Below are 16,204 nucleotides of genomic sequence, written 5' to 3'. Positions count from 1 at the left end.
GCCCAGTCTCTGATTTCTAATCTGCTCTATCGTTTTTTTCTGATACTATTTCAATCTGTTCGCAAAATATGATCTCTTCCGGTCCTCCATCCGGAAATCTCCCGGCAGGAACTCGGTTGATCAGGACTGTGTAGCTTCCTTTCACATTCTTTTTCAAACCTTCATCACTTCTCGCGATATACAGAAGGTCTTCCCACTTTATTTTCTCTTCTGTTCCTTTCCCGAGAAATGCTGCAAGCATCTCCGGACGAAAACCTGCCTCCTCGATGGAGTGGCCAACTGCCGGATATCCAAACACTCCTATCACAATATCTGTTCCCGGAAAGATCACCGGCTCATGTGCGGCAGGGATTTTAATGTCCTTCCCTTTTGCCCCGTCTGCCTCAACGATCAGTACGTCTGCCAGACTGCACAGCGTTTCATAACTTTCGGAAGGGATGCCACAGATTTTTCCATTTCCGCAGGAAACACCTACTGTCAGGATCCGCTTCCGCTCTAGCTGCTCTGCAAAATCTCTAAAAAAGTCAGAGGAAGATCCATACTCGCTTTCTGCATTCCACTCCACAAAGTTCTCTGCAGGCTTCCACATATGTGTTGTCGTTGTGACAATGACCTTTTGTCCAAGCAACGCTAATTCCTTTGCCAGTCGGTAACAGGTTGTCGTCTTTCCTCCCGCCCCGACAACAGAAATAATCTTATCTCTGCCCGGCAAAATCCCAACTGCATTGCAAAGGCTGCCAAAAAAAACAGGATCTCCCTGCTTGATTTTCCACACATCTGTATGCTCACACATTTTGCTTTCTGGTGCATAGTCCATATCTTCCAACTCCTGCCTGGATGCCGCTTCTCCGAAAAAGGTATCCTGCAAATGCTGCTTCATCACCTTTTTCCCTCCAACATCCCCAGACAGTGATAACAACTCCTTTAAGTAAACTTCTGAAAATACAACAGGATTGCCCCATTGTTCTTTATAAGTCAGACATCCGATTCCTTTTCCGCTCGCTGCATATCCGCTCAAAAAAGAAACGATCGTCTCCATCTTCAGAAATGGCTGGTCGCAGACAAAAAAGCTGACTGCATCGCCTTTTCTGATTTTGCCTAAAATGCTTTGGATTCCGAGTCGGATTGACCAGGAAACGCCTTCCTCTGGTGCATCATTTCTAACAACCGTCCATCGTGCCTTTTTCATGCTTCCAAAAATTTCCTCATACTGCGTCACAAGCACTTTTTCTCCGATTGGAAGACTCTCTGCAATCTTTTCAATCTTCTCGGTCAGATGGCTGTACATCGGCTTTCCTTCAACCAGACTTAACAGCTTGTTACTTCCAAAGCGGCGGCTGTTTCCAGCCGCCAATAAAATCACATGAATCTTCACTATTTTTTCATACCCCAGTATACTTTCTCCGCAGTGATTGGAAGTTCCTTCACACGAACCCCGGATGCATTGTATACTGCCTGTGCAATTGCCGGAGATGGGGTGTTGATCACAACTTCTCCGATGGATTTTGCACCAAACGGACCAGTTGGCTCATAGCTGCTCTCAAACTCTACACGGATTGTACCTACATCTTGTCGGCTCGGAATCTTATACTGCATAAAAGAATTGCTGAAATTCTTTCCACTCTCACTGTATACAACATCTTCATAGAGAGCCATTCCGATTCCCTGCGCGATTCCGCCCTCTGTCTGTACCCTTGCAAGAGACGGATTGACAACGGTACCACAGTCTACCACTGCAACGTAATCTACCAACTCAATTTCTCCCGTCTCCTGATCCACATCCACTTCTGCCATGCCGACCATAAACGGCGGCGGAGATACTGGAGAAGAGTAGGATTCAGAAGCAAACAGTGCATCCTCATTGTTACACATAATGCGGTTTCCAATCTCCATCAGAGAAATTTCTCGTCCATCCTTTAAGCAGAATACCTTCTTTCCGTCAAAATCGACTTCTTCCCGGCTGCATTCCAGATACTGAGCTCCTTTTGCCAGGATTTTTTCTTTTAAAGTCTCACAAGTCTTCATCACAGCGATTCCGGTAAGATATGTCGTACTGGATGCATAAGATCCGGAATCATACGGGGATACATCGGTATCTACTCCCGATACAATAATATTTTCCATTTCACAATCCAAGCAGTCTGCCGCCATCTGTGCAAGGATTGTGTCACATCCTGTTCCCATATCGGAAGCGCCGATCATCAAGCTGTAGAACCCATCATCGTTGACTTTGGTTGCCACAGAAGCATTGTCCACATTAGAGATTGAGGATCCCTGCATCGCCATCGCAACACCGACTCCGCGAACTTTCCCATTGCCGAGATCTCTTGCCGGGAATTTTTCATCCCAGTGCATCATTTCTTTTGCCTTTTCCAGACAACGATCAAGCGCGCAGCTGTTTGCTGTTTCTCCATAGTACGCAGGCATCACCTGACCTTCTGTCACGATATTTTTCTCGCGGAGGGCAACCGGATCGATCCCCATCTTCTCTGCCAGTTCATTGACTGCCGACTCTACTGCAAACAATCCTTGTGTGGCACCATATCCACGATATGCCCCGGCAGACATCACATTTGTGTAAACAACATCGTAAGCAAACCGGAATGCTTCTGTCTTTCCATAAAGTGGAATGGATTTATGTCCTGACAGTCCTACGGTTGTCGGTCCATGCTCACCGAATGCTCCAGTGTTGGAAAGTGTATAGACATCAATTCCTTTGATGATACCATCTTTGTCTGCTCCGACACGAACCTTCACTTCCATTTCATGACGCGGCGTAGAAGCAATTTGGGATTCCTCTCTCGTGTAGACAAGTTTTGCCGGCTTTCCGGTCTTCATCGTCACGATTGCAGGATAAACTTCTGTCACAACTGTCTGCTTTGCTCCAAAGCCTCCTCCAATACGTGGCTTAATGACACGGATCTTTGATTTTGGAATATCCAGCGCATTGGCAAGAATTCTTCTGACATGGAACGTAATCTGTGTTGAGGAGACAACGTTTAATCTTCCATAAGTATCCATATAAGTATATGTGCGGAATGTCTCCATCATTGCCTGCTGGTTTGCTTTTGTATGATAAGTTCCTTCCACTACATAGTCACACGCATCGAGAACTGCATCGATATCTCCATGCTCCTCTCTTCCACAGGCACAGAGATTTCTCTTATTATCTGCGCCAACCGGGCAAAGGCTCTTCCAGTTTTCCTCCGGGTGGATCAAAACCGCATTGTCTTTTGCCTGATGGAAATCAAGTACCGGCTCTAACACCTCATATTTGACCTTGATCAGTTTCATCGCACGTTCTGCCGCTTCCTTCGTCTCCGCAGCGACGATTGCCACCGCATCTCCGACAAAGCGTACTCTCTGATCTAAGATCAGTCTGTCATAAGGACTTGGCTCCGGGTATGTCTGCCCTGCCATTGTAAAACGCTTATCCGGAACATCCTTGTAAGTAAGGATACATTCCACCCCCGGAACTTTTTTTGCATTTTCCGTCTGAACCTCCTCGATCAACGCATGCGCATGAGGACTTCGCAGAATCTTTACGACCAGACAGTCTTTCGGTGCGATATCATCTGTGTACACCGGCTTTCCGGTCACAAGTGCCGGAGCATCTACCTTTGGCACTGCTGTATTTACAAAACTCACTACTTCGTCCCCCTTTTCATCTCTAAATATTTCTTGATCGCGCGGAGTTGTCCCATATACCCGGTACATCTGCACAGATTTCCCGCCAGATATTCCTTTACTTCTTCCAACGTCGGATCTTCTAACTTTCGCACCATCGCAAGTACATTCATAATAAATCCAGGCGAACAGTATCCACACTGCTCTGCCCCCTCTGCTGCCAGAAATGCGCCGAATTCTGCCGCTTCTTCCTGAAGGCCTTCCAGTGTTGTTACCTCTTTTCCTCCCACTCTTGCCGCAAGTACAGAGCAGGAAAGAGAAGGTGTTCCATCAATCCAGACCGTACAAAGACCACAGTTTGTCGTCTCACATCCGCATTTTACACTATAACAGCCCTTTGCCCGAAGCAGATCAAGTAGAACGGTATCTTCCTTGATGTCGGCAGTAGTTTGTTTTCCATTCAATATAAACTTTACTTCCATCTCTAACACTCCTCCATCAATGCTTCTATCTGTCTGCGGATCAGAACCTTTGCAAGTGCTTTCCGGTATTCACTGCTTCCGCGCATGTTGCTGCCAAATGTAACCTGCTCTGTCAGCTTTTCTGCAATTTCAGCCGCATTTCTCCCATCAGCCTTCTCTGTCACAAGAACTGCCTTCATCGGTCTGGCTCCAACCGATACCTGCCATTCCTCTCCTGCTTTTGCCACACCACAGGCAATTACCGGGAAATCCGTCTTCGTTCTTCTGGAAGAAACATAGCGGATCTTTCTTACATCTTTTCGAATAATCACATTCACAAGAATATCACGATCTCTCTTCTGACAGACAAACTCTCTGAGCGGTACAATTCCACCCTTATACAATTCTACATAGCAGTCCATCGCCAGAAAACATGTCAGAACATCGGAAAATCCAAATCTTCCAAAAATACTTCCCCCGACTGTCGCCTGATTACGGAACTGTACGCCTACAATATGTCTTACACACTCTCTTACTGCCCCATCTGTATATTGGTTAATCCCTTTATGCAGTTCCAACTGTCTCAGAGTGCACATACACCCGATTTTAAATTCCTCTTCTGATTCTTCTATCTGATCTAATCCCATGCCGGACAGATCGATCGCAGTCTGTACCCGTCCGCTCCCGAGCCGCATCCACATCATTCCTCCAAGAATTCTGTTCGCACGCTTCTGATTCAGCTCGTATGCTTCTTCCAGACTCTCCGGCTTTACATAACTGTTTATCGTTATCAAAAAAATCCTCCTTCCAGCATTTCCCTTGCTGTTTCGTCATTTTATTACATACAGATTTATTTTATCACATTCTACTTCATATCACAATTTGTAATTTCTTTTGTTTTCCAGTTATTTTTTGTTGAAAATCCTCGTCCCTTGCGGTATGATGATTTATAAATCAAAAAATCACCGAAGAGAAGGGAAACTATACCATGCAGCTTTTAAAAGAAAGAATCTTAAAAGACGGTGTTGTCAAACCGGGAAATGTATTAAAAGTAGACAGTTTTTTAAATCATCAGATGGATATCGATCTGATCAATGAGATTGGAAAGGAATTCCGAAGAAGATTTCCAAGCGATAAAATCACGAAGATTCTCACGATCGAGGCTTCCGGGATCGGGATTGCCTGCATCGTCGCACAATATTTTGGTGTTCCTGTTGTCTTTGCAAAGAAAACACAGAGCATCAATATCGACGGGGAAGTCTACCACACAAAAGTAGAATCCTTCACACACAAACGTACTTACGATGTCATCCTCTCCAAGAAGTTTTTAAATGAGGACGACCACGTTTTGATCATCGACGATTTCCTTGCAAATGGCTGTGCAATGTTAGGGCTGATCGATCTTGTAAAAGGTTCCGGCGCTACGATCGAAGGTGCAGGAGTTGTCATTGAGAAAGGCATGCAAAATGGCGGTGATCTGATCCGCTCTCAGGGTGTTCACTTAGAATCGCTGGCAATCATCGATTCCATGACAGACACTTCACTGACATTCCGTAATTAGAAGAATCTCCCATACATCCGATGTTTGCCAGACACGGTCTGGCAAACACCCGTGATTTCTATGGGAGATTCTTTTTTTAACGAAGCATGGAAAGGAACATGCTTCCTATGGAGTTAGTTTAAAGCGCTTTCTTTATCTGCTCTGCATCACGGAGAAACTGTTCTACGTTTTCTTCCGTTGTTGCCCAGCTTGTACAGATTCGGATCACATTTTGATCTTCTCCAATCCGTTCAATATAAGATACACAATATTTCTCTTCTATTTTTTTCAATTCCTCATCCGAAACGATCACAAACTGCTGGTTTGTCGTACTGTCCTGCATTTTGTAACCTGCGTTGAGTAAACCTTCTCTAAGTTTTTGTGCAAGTTTCACCGCATGTTCGCCCAAATCAAAATACAAACCATCTTGAAGAAGCTCCAAAAACTGGATTCCAAGCAGCCGCCCTTTCGCCAGCATACCGCCTTTTTGTTTGATCAGATAGCGGAAGTCTTCCTGCAGTTTTGGATTACAGATGACAACAGCCTCTCCGAAGAGTGCTCCCATTTTCGTCCCTCCGATATAAAACACATCACAGTTTGCCGCAATGCTTTCCAGATCCAGATCATTATCCTCCGCTGCCAAACCATATCCCAGTCTTGCTCCATCCAAAAACAGATACAGCCCGCACCGATCACATACCGCCCGCAGTGCTTCCAGTTCCGCTTTTGTATAAATTGTTCCAATCTCTGTCGGATTAGAAATATAGACAAGTTTTGGCTGTGGCATATGTTCGTGAGTGGCATCCTCCCAGTGTAATCGATATACCCGCTCCACATCTTCTGCCGTCAGTTTTCCGTTTTTTCCCGGCACGGATATCACCTTATGCCCAACCGCCTCGATTGCTCCTGTCTCATGGACATTAATGTGTCCGGTTTCCACGCACACTGCCGCCTGATGCGGGCGAAGGAGCGCTGAAATCACTGTCAGATTTGCCTGCGTTCCCCCTACAAGAAAATGGACTGCCACCTCCCCTTTTTTGCAAAGTCCGCGGATCAGTTCTGCTGCTTTCTGACAATAAGGATCTTCTCCATATCCGACTGTCTGTTCCATATTCGTCTCCATCAAACGTTTCAAAATTTTCGGATGCGCTCCCTCCGTGTAATCACATTCAAAATGAATTTTTTGCTGCATTTCTTTTTCCTCCTTGTATTCTTTATTCCATCAATTTTCCGCATTTTCCGCAATATTTACTCGCAGCGGAATTTTTCGCCCCGCAATACGGACAATATCGTTCTTTTTCTTCTTTCGTTTTCTGCTTCTGTTCTTCTCTCTGTGCTTTCTTTCGTTCTGCTTTTTCTCTATGATTTTCCTGTGCCTTTCGGGCTGCCCTTCCTCCAATGATAAGAAGGAGTAACAGAAGCAAAAAGACTGCCGCTGCCATTGCCGGAATCCATAGAAGTCTGAGACACTCCTGCCTTTGTTCCAATACCTTTGTCAAATCAGATACCGGAGCCGCCTTTAATACCCCGGTCAGATTTTTCCCTGAAATCTTCTCTGTCAGTTTCCAGTAACGGTACAGATACCAGCCGCTGCCAGCTATCCCTCCCAATATTCCACAGACGCAGAAGCCTTTTGCCACTGCGAAGATTTTTCTTATATTGCCCCCTTTTCTGCCAGAGACGATTCCAAATATCCCCATGAGCAACGCACACAGAAACGTAGTAAGAAATGTTCCTCCCAAAATCCAGAAGTCTCCCGGAAGCGGTGCTTTTTCCCCTTTTGTACCTTCCTTCTGATATTGTACAAGAATCGTTCTGGATGTCTGATTCCCAAGTGGATCTGCTGCGGTCAGTGTGATCGCATTTTCTCCTTTTTTTAGTTTGAGGGAAATCTGAAATGTCCCATCTTTCCCAATTTTTTGCTCTTTGCCATTTATTTTCAACGTAGCATCCGAATCTGTTTTCCCAGAAAGCGGAAGCATCTTTTCTTTTACTCGGATATTCTCGTCCACTCCGTAAAGCTCCAGCATTGGCGGTACAACATCTGTGCTGATCCGTCTGGATATCCGGTAAAAACTTCCGGTTTCCCATCCATAGACAACACAGATTTCCTGCGTTTCCATATCTGCAATTTCAAATGCAGCTGTTCCGTTCTTTTCCCACTGAACCTTCTGTGACTTTTCTCCTACTGCTATTTCTGCCTGCACCTTCTTATCGCCAACATCATACGAAACTTCTGCCGTTGTCGATCCGGTCTGCTCCGGTGTGTCAATCGTAACTGTCACCCCTGGATTTAATGAGATCATCCTATCATATTTAGCCACGATTTTTCCATTGCTCATAGCGGACAATTCTACTTTCAGATCCTCTCCATCCAGATCAATGCTGACAGTCGTCGCTTTGCTGTCCCTATCAAGCTGTTCTGCATAAACAGGTTCCTTTGTATCTTTCCCCTGAAACACACCGATCACCCACTGGTCACAGGATTCCTCGGCATTGGTCCAGTCGATCTCCAGTGCACTGTCTGTATAGTCCAGTACGGTGCGAAGTTTTGCCCCGTCACCTGCTTTTGTACGTCCTTTCACAGAAAAGCCTTCTCCAGTAACTGCCGATGTGGTGAGTTCCGTCTCATCAGTATCTGTGACCACTGCATCTATCTGCAACCGATAATTTTCTCCATCGGGCAGCGAAGAAATATCTACCTCTGTTTCCAGTTTCTGGTTTGCTATACCGCTACCACTTTTCAGCTCTTTCTTCCCGTCAATCATCTCCCCGTTCATCGTCACTGCATAAATATAATATGTATATCCGATATTTTCCTCTGCAGTCACCTCTGCCTGAATTCGAATCCGCTCTTCTTTGGGCGCTTCCATCACAAAAGATTGTATCTCCACTTCCTGATACCACGGCATGACATGGACTTCCAGTTTGCTATTTGACTTTTTATCGTAATCTATGTACCAGGTGCCTCCTGGTGCATTTCGCAGATAATAGTAAACTGCCCCCTGCCCTTTTTGTACCGCCGCAAAATCACTCTCTTTTGCATACACCTTCCCGGAAGGATCCGTGATAGAAACTTCAGGCGCTTCCTTATCATAAGTGAGGATTACAACAACATCTTTCTCTCCTTCCAGAGTCATCAGATCCGATCTTGCTGCCTGTACTTCTTGGAGTTCTCCCATCTGTACCATCCCAAAGCAGACAAGAACAATCAACAGAATATGCAGAAAGCCTTTTTGCATTTTCTTATACACCGCAAGTCGTTTTTCTATTTTCTTCCTTTTTCCCATACATGCTCCCTCTTTCATATCCTTTTCTTAACTCAGTGTCTTGCTCGAAAGTTCTGGATTTTCCGATGCCCATACAAGATGAATGCCTTTATCTCCCGGATCACTCGTCTGTCCATGCAGCCCGAATGCCCACACTCCGTTATGCTGCTCATAGACTCCGATAAATCCCTGTCCTTTTGCCTGCGTCTGCAAAGCCAAAACCCACCAGGATACATTTGCCTCCAACTCCCCGGAAGCCCCAATTCCACACACTTTATTTGTAAGTGCAAGCTCCGCAGCTCCCCGGACATTGAACATACAATTATCTTTCTTCATCTTGATTCCAACTCCGACTTCTCCCCGGAAGCCATTGACTGTTTCTCCCTGCATACCAAGCAACATATTTGTATAAGAAATTCCTTCTCCAAGCTCCAGTGTACAGTCTCCGATCTGAACTGCTTCCAGAAGTTTTGCAGTTGCTGCCACCGAAATATACTTTCTGCTCAACTGGAATTCCAAAGACACCTGATCAAGAGAGGCAAGGCTTACATCGCCGACCCATTCTTCCAACCCTGGCTTAAATTCGGAAACCTTTGCCACCGCCACCTCAAAGCCTCCTTTGTATTTCAGTTTCAGAAGTTCTCTGATATCCAGCTTGTCCATCGAACTGATTTCCTCCACACCAAGTGAAAAATCTGAAAAGGTTACCGGAACTCCCGAAATTGTCGTATTGACCGGATAGTCTGCATACAGTTCTACGCCATCCAGCTTCCATTCTTTCCACTGCAGTTCCAGTCCCATGCCATCGCATAACATTGCAACATTGACAAGTACTTTCGCAGAAACATCCCCACTTAATGTATTCAGATTTAGTTCCGCTGTACCAAGGTTACAGTAGATCGGCATATTTCCAAAGAGTGCATGATAATTTTTCTCATCTTCCTCCCCAAGACTCAGTGAAATATCACAGCCAATCTGCTTATCATTCATGATAATCTGTTCTGTATGATCAAATTCAAATGCAAACGGACTTGCAGATTCTGCTGTCTTTAAAACATCATCCTGAAATGGAAGCTCGGTCTGTACACTTTCAAACTCAATGACTGCCTGATTTGGATACAATGCAATCGTCGCATAATCAATCCTTGAAAAATCCTGCAGAATGAATGCTCCATTTGAGACCGCCGGTTTCACCGGATACTTATCCGAGGAAGCATCTGTCAGCGGATCATTATACAGTGTCATTTCCGAAAATCCCGGAAGGGAAGCATACATTCCATACTCTGCAAGATGCTTTGCATATCCTTTTGCAGTATTTCTATCATACTGTACATAAGATCTCTGACAGCGCATAAGTACTTCCGGATCTTTCTTCAAATCTCCTTCTAGTTGGACACTGTCCTGGAATCCAAGCCATCCATTCATTCGGATATATCCGGTCAGTTTTGTCGTGTCTCCGCAGACCTCTTTCCCGGTAGAAGTAAATATATAATTTCCATAACGAACCGTATTCAGATCTCCTGAAGTGATCACAAGCCCAGACGGGAATACTCTTCGCTCTCCATTTGCCGTCACATAAACGTCATACACTCCACATGCTGCTCTCGCCGGAATCGTTATTTCCCAACTTGTGTCACTTTCATATTTGCATTCCAACTCATATTCCATTGCCCCGTGAAGAGATACCGAAATCTTATTTTCTTTCTTTAAATCCTTTCCCATCAGTCTCACCTTCTGGGGAGCAGGAGACTCATAAAGAAGCTTCGTATCTAACCCATAAAATATCATATCCTGAATCTGCAGATCACTCTCTGGTCCCAGATCTTCCTCTGTCAGATCATTCTCATACAGATAATACGATCTCTCATCATAAATCTTCCTGTGTCCTTTATGTTCCACTCGGAGTGTCCGGCTCTGTGTCATCGTGTCGACTGCCTGATATTCAATCTCATAACGGTTCTTACTGATCTGATAAATATACTGATAGAAAGAATAGAGCGAATTGGAATCCGATACAAAGACATATGCTCCGTTTCCTGCATCGGAATAAGTACTTAGCACTTCCGACTCTACATCCGCACCAAGCCCCATCGAATACAACAAAATATTTCCGTTCTCACAGACGGAAGTAATCTTCTGAAGTTGCTCCTCTGAAGGGATACTATCCTGTCCATCCGACATGATCACCGCGATATTCAAGGCATCTTTTTCTTTTGCCAGCATCGAAAGTGTATATTCGACTCCACTGTATATATTGGTTCCACTATCAGAACGGAAAGACTCCACAGACTGCTCCAATTTCTCCCTGCTGCTTCCCGGCTCACAGACCCCTTCTAACACACCGCTTCCAAATGGAACAATCCCGATATTGACCTCATCCGCAAGCTTCCCTACAAATGTAGAAACTGCCTTCTTCAGATTCTCGATCTTCTCTCCTTCCATGCTGCCGGAATTATCGCAGCAAAGCGCAATATTTACTGTGTCATATTCCAGCTTCTTCACTTTATAATCAGGAATTTCTACCCCGCAATCAAGGATTTCCACATTTTCCCGAAACTTCTCTTCGGTGTCTGCAATCCCCTCCTCCAAAGAAACTACTGCCCGAACAGTTTCAAACTCCTTGGTATCAATTCCCGAAATACTTACAGATGCCGCCTTCTGATTCACAGTATCTGTGACATACTGCGTGAAATCTTCCTGCCTCTCTTCTTTATTCTCCTGAAAAGTTTCTTCCTTCTGTCCGTCTGTATCCTGAGAATGATCTACAATCGGAACGATATGATCAACGGTAAGTTTCGCATAGGTATCAATTTCTTTCAGCTGTTCTTTATCTTCTTTCTCCGATAAAATCCGATTCAGTTCTCCTGCCGGACCACGATAAGCAGCATCCTCACTCCTTGCCACAGTATCGAGCGCTTTATCCAGGCAGGAATTCGCACTTCTCTGATCTCCACTCTCGTAGGCAAGCCTTGATGCCTGCATATAAAGCTTTGACGGTTCTTTCTCTTCTTCCTTCCCCGCCGCCTCTAAAAGTCTGTCACGCATCCAGAAATCATATGCATCTTCACTGTCATCAGATGCTTTCTCTAACTGCTTCAGCGTCTGATCGATCAGTTTCTTGTCTTCCCCGGTATACCTGTATCCCCTTTTCTGCTTATTTACCCAGAAAAGTGCCTGCTTGGCCTGCTCTGTCTTTGCCTGCAATTCTTCATTTTTACGGAGCATGGATGTGCTGATCAGTCCCTGACGATACAATTCAGAAAATACAAGCAGCTGACTGCTGTCCTCCCAGTCATTCATCTCCTGCGCAATCTCCCCATAATTTTCCTCTTGGATCTGCCCTTGCATTTTGGCAAGCTTCATCTCCCGGAGTTTCCATATCTCTCCATCCGGGATGTCTGCTTTCTTTTCTTCCTCTTCTCCATCCTGTTCTTTCTGTACTGCAAGATAATAGGAAACTACATCCTCTGTCCCTGTCTGCTTTTCTGTACAGGAAGATGCCGCTTCCTTCAAAAGCGATTTTGCATCCTCTCTCGCATCCTCATCCGCTTCCTTCTTCGCCCTCTCTATCACTTTCAGCTCTTCTTTCAGCTCATTTCTTCCAGCTGCCTTTGACTTTCTGTCAATCAGCATCCGGTACAAGCCTTCCGCACCGTCATAGTTTTCCTGCAATCCATAAAGCCTTGCCCGCGCAAGCAGATAGGCATCATCATATACCCCCGAAGAGAGATAGTTCCCCAGAAAAATTTCTGCCTCCTCATATGCCTCTTCTTCCATAAATCCATAAGCAAGTCCAATATAGACATCCTCCAATTGCTCTGCCGATGCTGTTTTCTCATCCTCTTTCCGTTCACTCCCTGTGAAAATAAATATCCCGGCAAACACTGTCGTAATTCCAAGCAGAACAAAAACAGCACTCCACACCAGCCTCTGCTTCCTGTGAACTACTATCAACAAACATACGATCACTAGCGCTGCAAGCATTCCCACGATCATCTGCAATCCCGTACCCATAATCCCCCTCCTTCTCATTTGTACACTGTCTCACTGTGTTTCCTCTTCTATATACGAAATTTCTCTCACTGTTTGACAGAAATAAAGTCTATCTTTATTATAACAGTTTCATTTTCTGACGTCATTATTTTTCTATGTAGGAAACAGACAAATTCATGCCGTGACCAAAAGGGGATCCACAAATTTAAGAAGCAGGAAACCTTTCGATTCCCTACCTCTTCATCTGTGAATATACATTCTGATCTGTTCAGGATCTTCTTCGCCCTGAACCATACAGAAAAATTCCCATCCATATTTTTCATAAAAATCTGTAAGATCCGTGATCAGATAGAGTGGTGTGATCCCTTTCCGCTTCATATCTGCTACAACTGTATGCAGTAAATGTCCTGCGATTCCTTGCCCTTGATATTCTTTTTCGGTATATACGCACATACATTCGGTGTAAGATCTTTTTTGTTATGAAAATCATTTACAATGACCCCAAGACCTCCCACAATATTATCCCCATCCGGACTCATTGCGATAAATAAATTTACTTTTCTCATAACACTGTCCTCCAACTTCTGCTTTATCTGTCTGCTCATTTCACTTCTGTTTTCTATAGCCGAAAGTAATTTATCTTTTCTTTTTCGGCTTCGGTGCTGGTAATTCATCATACATAACGTGAAACAGACCTGTTAAAAACTCCTTACTGTCAACTTCTTCGACCAACAGCATCTCTTTCGCTCCATCATAAGGCAATTCATACGAAACTGTTGGCATATAACTAATTGCTGATTTCACCGGTTTTACAAGTAATCTATCATCATAGATACCACCTACAATCTTGCCATGATAGTAAATAATAAATTCTCCCATCATAGATCGATAAGTAATTTCTTCCAGATCCGATAACTGCCCTAAAACAAATTCTAAATATTCTTTACTTGATGCCACTGCTAAACCTCCAAAGTCAAATTCATGTGTACTTCCACGCTCTTCGTAAGACTGGAATTTCACAGACTAATATCCTCTATATTCGTGGAGCAAATCACCTAGTTTTTCATTTTTCAATATAAAATCCATCAAATATTCTATCGTTATTTCAAATTGAGTATTTCCGTCCTTTTTAAGAGTTTTTGTTGCAAGTACTTGCTCACCTTGTTTTGATGTAATTCTAAATCCATGTATAATCCTATTTCTCATATTCACAATTTCTAAAAATAAGTTTTCAATTTCTTTATTTCCAGTTTTATTAGAAATAGTATCTGATATACATTTCCTAAGCAATCCTGATTCTTTATCAATCAAATCATACCAATTAAATGAATCATCTGTGTTAATGATATTTTCTATTATAAATCCATTATTTGAACTAAAAACACATAGAGCACTACCTAATAATTCCCGATACTCTTTTGTTGGCAATGATTGTCTACTATAATTTTCGTACACCGCTATACCTCCAAATTCAAAATTGTAGCACTATTTACTTACTACTGGTTTGCCGTCTTTATCAAGTAATGGTGTAAATCCCGCTGCATTTCCGTTTCTATGGAAAACATAATTCACACCGGTTTCTGTATCAACCCAAATTTCCACTACATCAATCGTACCTTGTTGATAAATCTTCTTAAAACGATCCATAAGTATTCCTCCTTAAAAATTCTAATTTGTTATATATGATTCTTTAAATTCTCCACTTTTTATTCACTTGATTTTCTATTACCATTACATTAAATGCTAAACTCTACAACAAAAAACAATTAGAGTATATTTTCCAAATAGAAAAGAAACTCTTCTTTCGCAAGTGGTTCACAGTGACTAAAATACAGCAATAATAATCTGTTGATTGAATCGTCTGTATCAAATCTTGAACCCGATCTTTGTCCATGTATCCATTATCAAAAAAATCTGCTCTGGTGATGTCCCCTAAAAACAACACCTTTTCTTCAAATACATAAACACAAGTGGTGTCATCTGAATGTGAAGAAACCGTATGAAAAATTTGAGCTGTGATGCCGCTCAAATCCAACGGTATATTATCAGAAAATGCTATATCTGACAGCACAATATTTAATTTATCCTGTCCACAATGTTCTTTTTCAAAATGAACATCTTGCTTTTTTAGTATTTTGATATAATTGAGGTCCTTTGCCTGTTTTTGCTGATCTTTTAGAAACTCATTTGTTTTATCGTGAGCAATACTGATTCCATTGATGGCATGCACACCAAAAATGTGGTCATGATGCCAATGTGATTTCATTTTTGTCCCACCTTTCAGGTAATAACTCCGGATCATAAAAACTCTTTTCCTCGCAAATCCATTTTAGTTAAACCAACTACTAACAATCCAATAAAAACTACCGTGTTCACAAATAGCAGCAGAACAATACTTTTTACCCCCCCCCGAAAGTAAACAGTATCAAGAAAATTTCTATTGACAACACAATAAAACACATATAATTTGTCAAATACGCTGTTACAATTTCTCCATAATAATTGTTCATCTGTAATTTTACATAGATAAAAGGCTTTAGTAGATAGCGGATTATGATGCATAAAATCGGACAAATAAAAATCCAGTTTTTATTTACCAGAGATGTTGCCACTCCATTACTCCATTGTACTGGAATTTCTGTCGGTAACTTAGAATAAGAGAATCCTCCAATCATCAAGCATAGTACAATAATAATTGTCCAAGTAAGCATACTCCCCCATATATACAAAAAGCTGACCGAATCTAATTTGAAAACAACCTGATGGTCGTTCCAATAATCTTCCAATTCTGTTACATATTGTTCCACCTGTAATTTTTCATAACTAATGCTTTCTTCCTCCAACATTTTTTCACACATGAATCTCGCCTTATCCAAATCAATCATCTGATTTTTTAATACTTCATTCTGCTTTTTAACCATTTCCTGCAATGTTACTTTCTCAGACATAATACGTCGTATATCCTCGATAGAAATTCCCAATGTACGTAGATATGCAATCTTCTTTATATTTTCCACATCATTTTCAGAATAATCTCTATAACCATTCTTTTCGTTTCTGGAAGGCTCAATGAGTTTTTCCTTTTCATAAAAACGGACATTAGAACGTGATAAACTTGTTCGTTCTTCTACTTCTTTTATCGTCATATTATTCACCCCTTTCAAGCAACTCTTTTTTATTACCTTAAGAATAAGCTATAAACAAGGTTTACAGTCAAGTATTTTTTCAAAACCACACCATTTCCGCTTAATTTTTTTTCATGTCAGAGAAGGCGAACAAACAATAAGAGCCCTCAAACTAATAATTGATATAGT

At 42.7% G+C, this 16,204-nt stretch carries 15 protein-coding genes; 1 reads left to right on the top strand and 14 read right to left on the bottom strand.

Annotated elements, in window-relative coordinates:
- Positions 1-16: 16 nt before the first annotated feature.
- The 4 genes from yqeC to ACGG81_RS05825 are packed head-to-tail and all read right to left on the bottom strand — an operon-like array spanning position 17 to position 4,882.
- Positions 17-1,375, bottom strand: coding sequence for a selenium cofactor biosynthesis protein YqeC (gene yqeC / locus ACGG81_RS05840; protein WP_270196590.1), 1,359 nt, complete (start codon positions 1,373-1,375; stop codon positions 17-19).
- A complete protein-coding gene (locus ACGG81_RS05835; RefSeq protein ID WP_390110071.1) occupies positions 1,375-3,648 on the bottom strand; it encodes a xanthine dehydrogenase family protein molybdopterin-binding subunit in 2,274 nt (757 codons plus the stop codon). The genes yqeC and ACGG81_RS05835 overlap by 1 nt, the downstream gene beginning before the upstream one ends.
- Complete coding sequence (locus ACGG81_RS05830) at positions 3,648-4,109, bottom strand: (2Fe-2S)-binding protein (RefSeq protein ID WP_390110068.1); 462 nt, start codon at positions 4,107-4,109, stop codon at positions 3,648-3,650. Before ACGG81_RS05830 ends, ACGG81_RS05835 begins: the two co-directional genes overlap by 1 nt.
- A 2-nt stretch (positions 4,110-4,111) precedes the next feature.
- A complete protein-coding gene (locus ACGG81_RS05825) occupies positions 4,112-4,882 on the bottom strand; it encodes a xanthine dehydrogenase family protein subunit M (RefSeq protein ID WP_016439121.1) in 771 nt (256 codons plus the stop codon).
- A gap of 194 nt (positions 4,883-5,076) precedes the next feature.
- Between ACGG81_RS05825 and ACGG81_RS05820 the strand changes: the two genes are divergently transcribed.
- A complete protein-coding gene (locus ACGG81_RS05820) occupies positions 5,077-5,649 on the top strand; it encodes a xanthine phosphoribosyltransferase (protein ID WP_008976065.1) in 573 nt (190 codons plus the stop codon).
- Between the two features lie 118 nt (positions 5,650-5,767).
- Here the strand turns inward: ACGG81_RS05820 and ACGG81_RS05815 are convergent, their stop codons facing one another.
- The 10 genes from ACGG81_RS05815 to ACGG81_RS05770 form a co-directional block, all read right to left on the bottom strand.
- Positions 5,768-6,820, bottom strand: coding sequence for a low specificity L-threonine aldolase (locus ACGG81_RS05815; protein ID WP_120105192.1), 1,053 nt, complete (start codon positions 6,818-6,820; stop codon positions 5,768-5,770).
- A 22-nt stretch (positions 6,821-6,842) separates the two neighbouring features.
- Complete coding sequence (locus ACGG81_RS05810) at positions 6,843-8,918, bottom strand: zinc ribbon domain-containing protein (protein WP_390110064.1); 2,076 nt, start codon at positions 8,916-8,918, stop codon at positions 6,843-6,845.
- 27 nt (positions 8,919-8,945) lie between these two features.
- The gene (locus tag ACGG81_RS05805; protein WP_390110061.1) at positions 8,946-12,911 is read right to left on the bottom strand and encodes a VWA domain-containing protein; all 3,966 of its coding nucleotides are present in this window, start codon (positions 12,909-12,911) and stop codon (positions 8,946-8,948) included.
- A 219-nt stretch (positions 12,912-13,130) separates the two neighbouring features.
- Positions 13,131-13,343, bottom strand: a complete 213-nt coding sequence (locus tag ACGG81_RS05800) for a GNAT family N-acetyltransferase (RefSeq protein WP_330670587.1) — start codon at positions 13,341-13,343, stop codon at positions 13,131-13,133.
- A complete protein-coding gene (locus ACGG81_RS05795; RefSeq protein ID WP_016439126.1) occupies positions 13,274-13,456 on the bottom strand; it encodes a hypothetical protein in 183 nt (60 codons plus the stop codon). Before ACGG81_RS05795 ends, ACGG81_RS05800 begins: the two co-directional genes overlap by 70 nt.
- Before the next feature lie 70 nt (positions 13,457-13,526).
- Complete coding sequence (locus ACGG81_RS05790) at positions 13,527-13,847, bottom strand: TfoX/Sxy family protein (RefSeq protein ID WP_120105189.1); 321 nt, start codon at positions 13,845-13,847, stop codon at positions 13,527-13,529.
- Between the two features lie 66 nt (positions 13,848-13,913).
- Entirely contained in the window at positions 13,914-14,345 is a 432-nt protein-coding gene (locus ACGG81_RS05785; RefSeq protein ID WP_336304823.1) for a hypothetical protein, read from the bottom strand.
- Between the two features lie 30 nt (positions 14,346-14,375).
- Positions 14,376-14,537 (bottom strand): DUF6440 family protein, encoded by a 162-nt coding sequence (locus ACGG81_RS05780; protein ID WP_336304822.1) that lies wholly within the window; start codon positions 14,535-14,537, stop codon positions 14,376-14,378.
- A 103-nt stretch (positions 14,538-14,640) separates the two neighbouring features.
- Positions 14,641-15,156, bottom strand: coding sequence for an MBL fold metallo-hydrolase (locus tag ACGG81_RS05775; RefSeq protein ID WP_336304821.1), 516 nt, complete (start codon positions 15,154-15,156; stop codon positions 14,641-14,643).
- Between the two features lie 133 nt (positions 15,157-15,289).
- Positions 15,290-16,036: a MerR family transcriptional regulator gene (locus tag ACGG81_RS05770; protein WP_390110056.1), complete on the bottom strand. Its 747-nt coding sequence runs from the start codon at positions 16,034-16,036 to the stop codon at positions 15,290-15,292.
- Positions 16,037-16,204 lie beyond the last annotated feature (168 nt).

Origin of the sequence: Faecalimonas umbilicata (genome assembly GCF_042846195.1) — a bacterium.
Classification (GTDB): Bacteria; Bacillota; Clostridia; order Lachnospirales; family Lachnospiraceae; genus Faecalimonas; species Faecalimonas umbilicata.
This window is presented reverse-complemented; position numbering and strand designations above follow the sequence as displayed.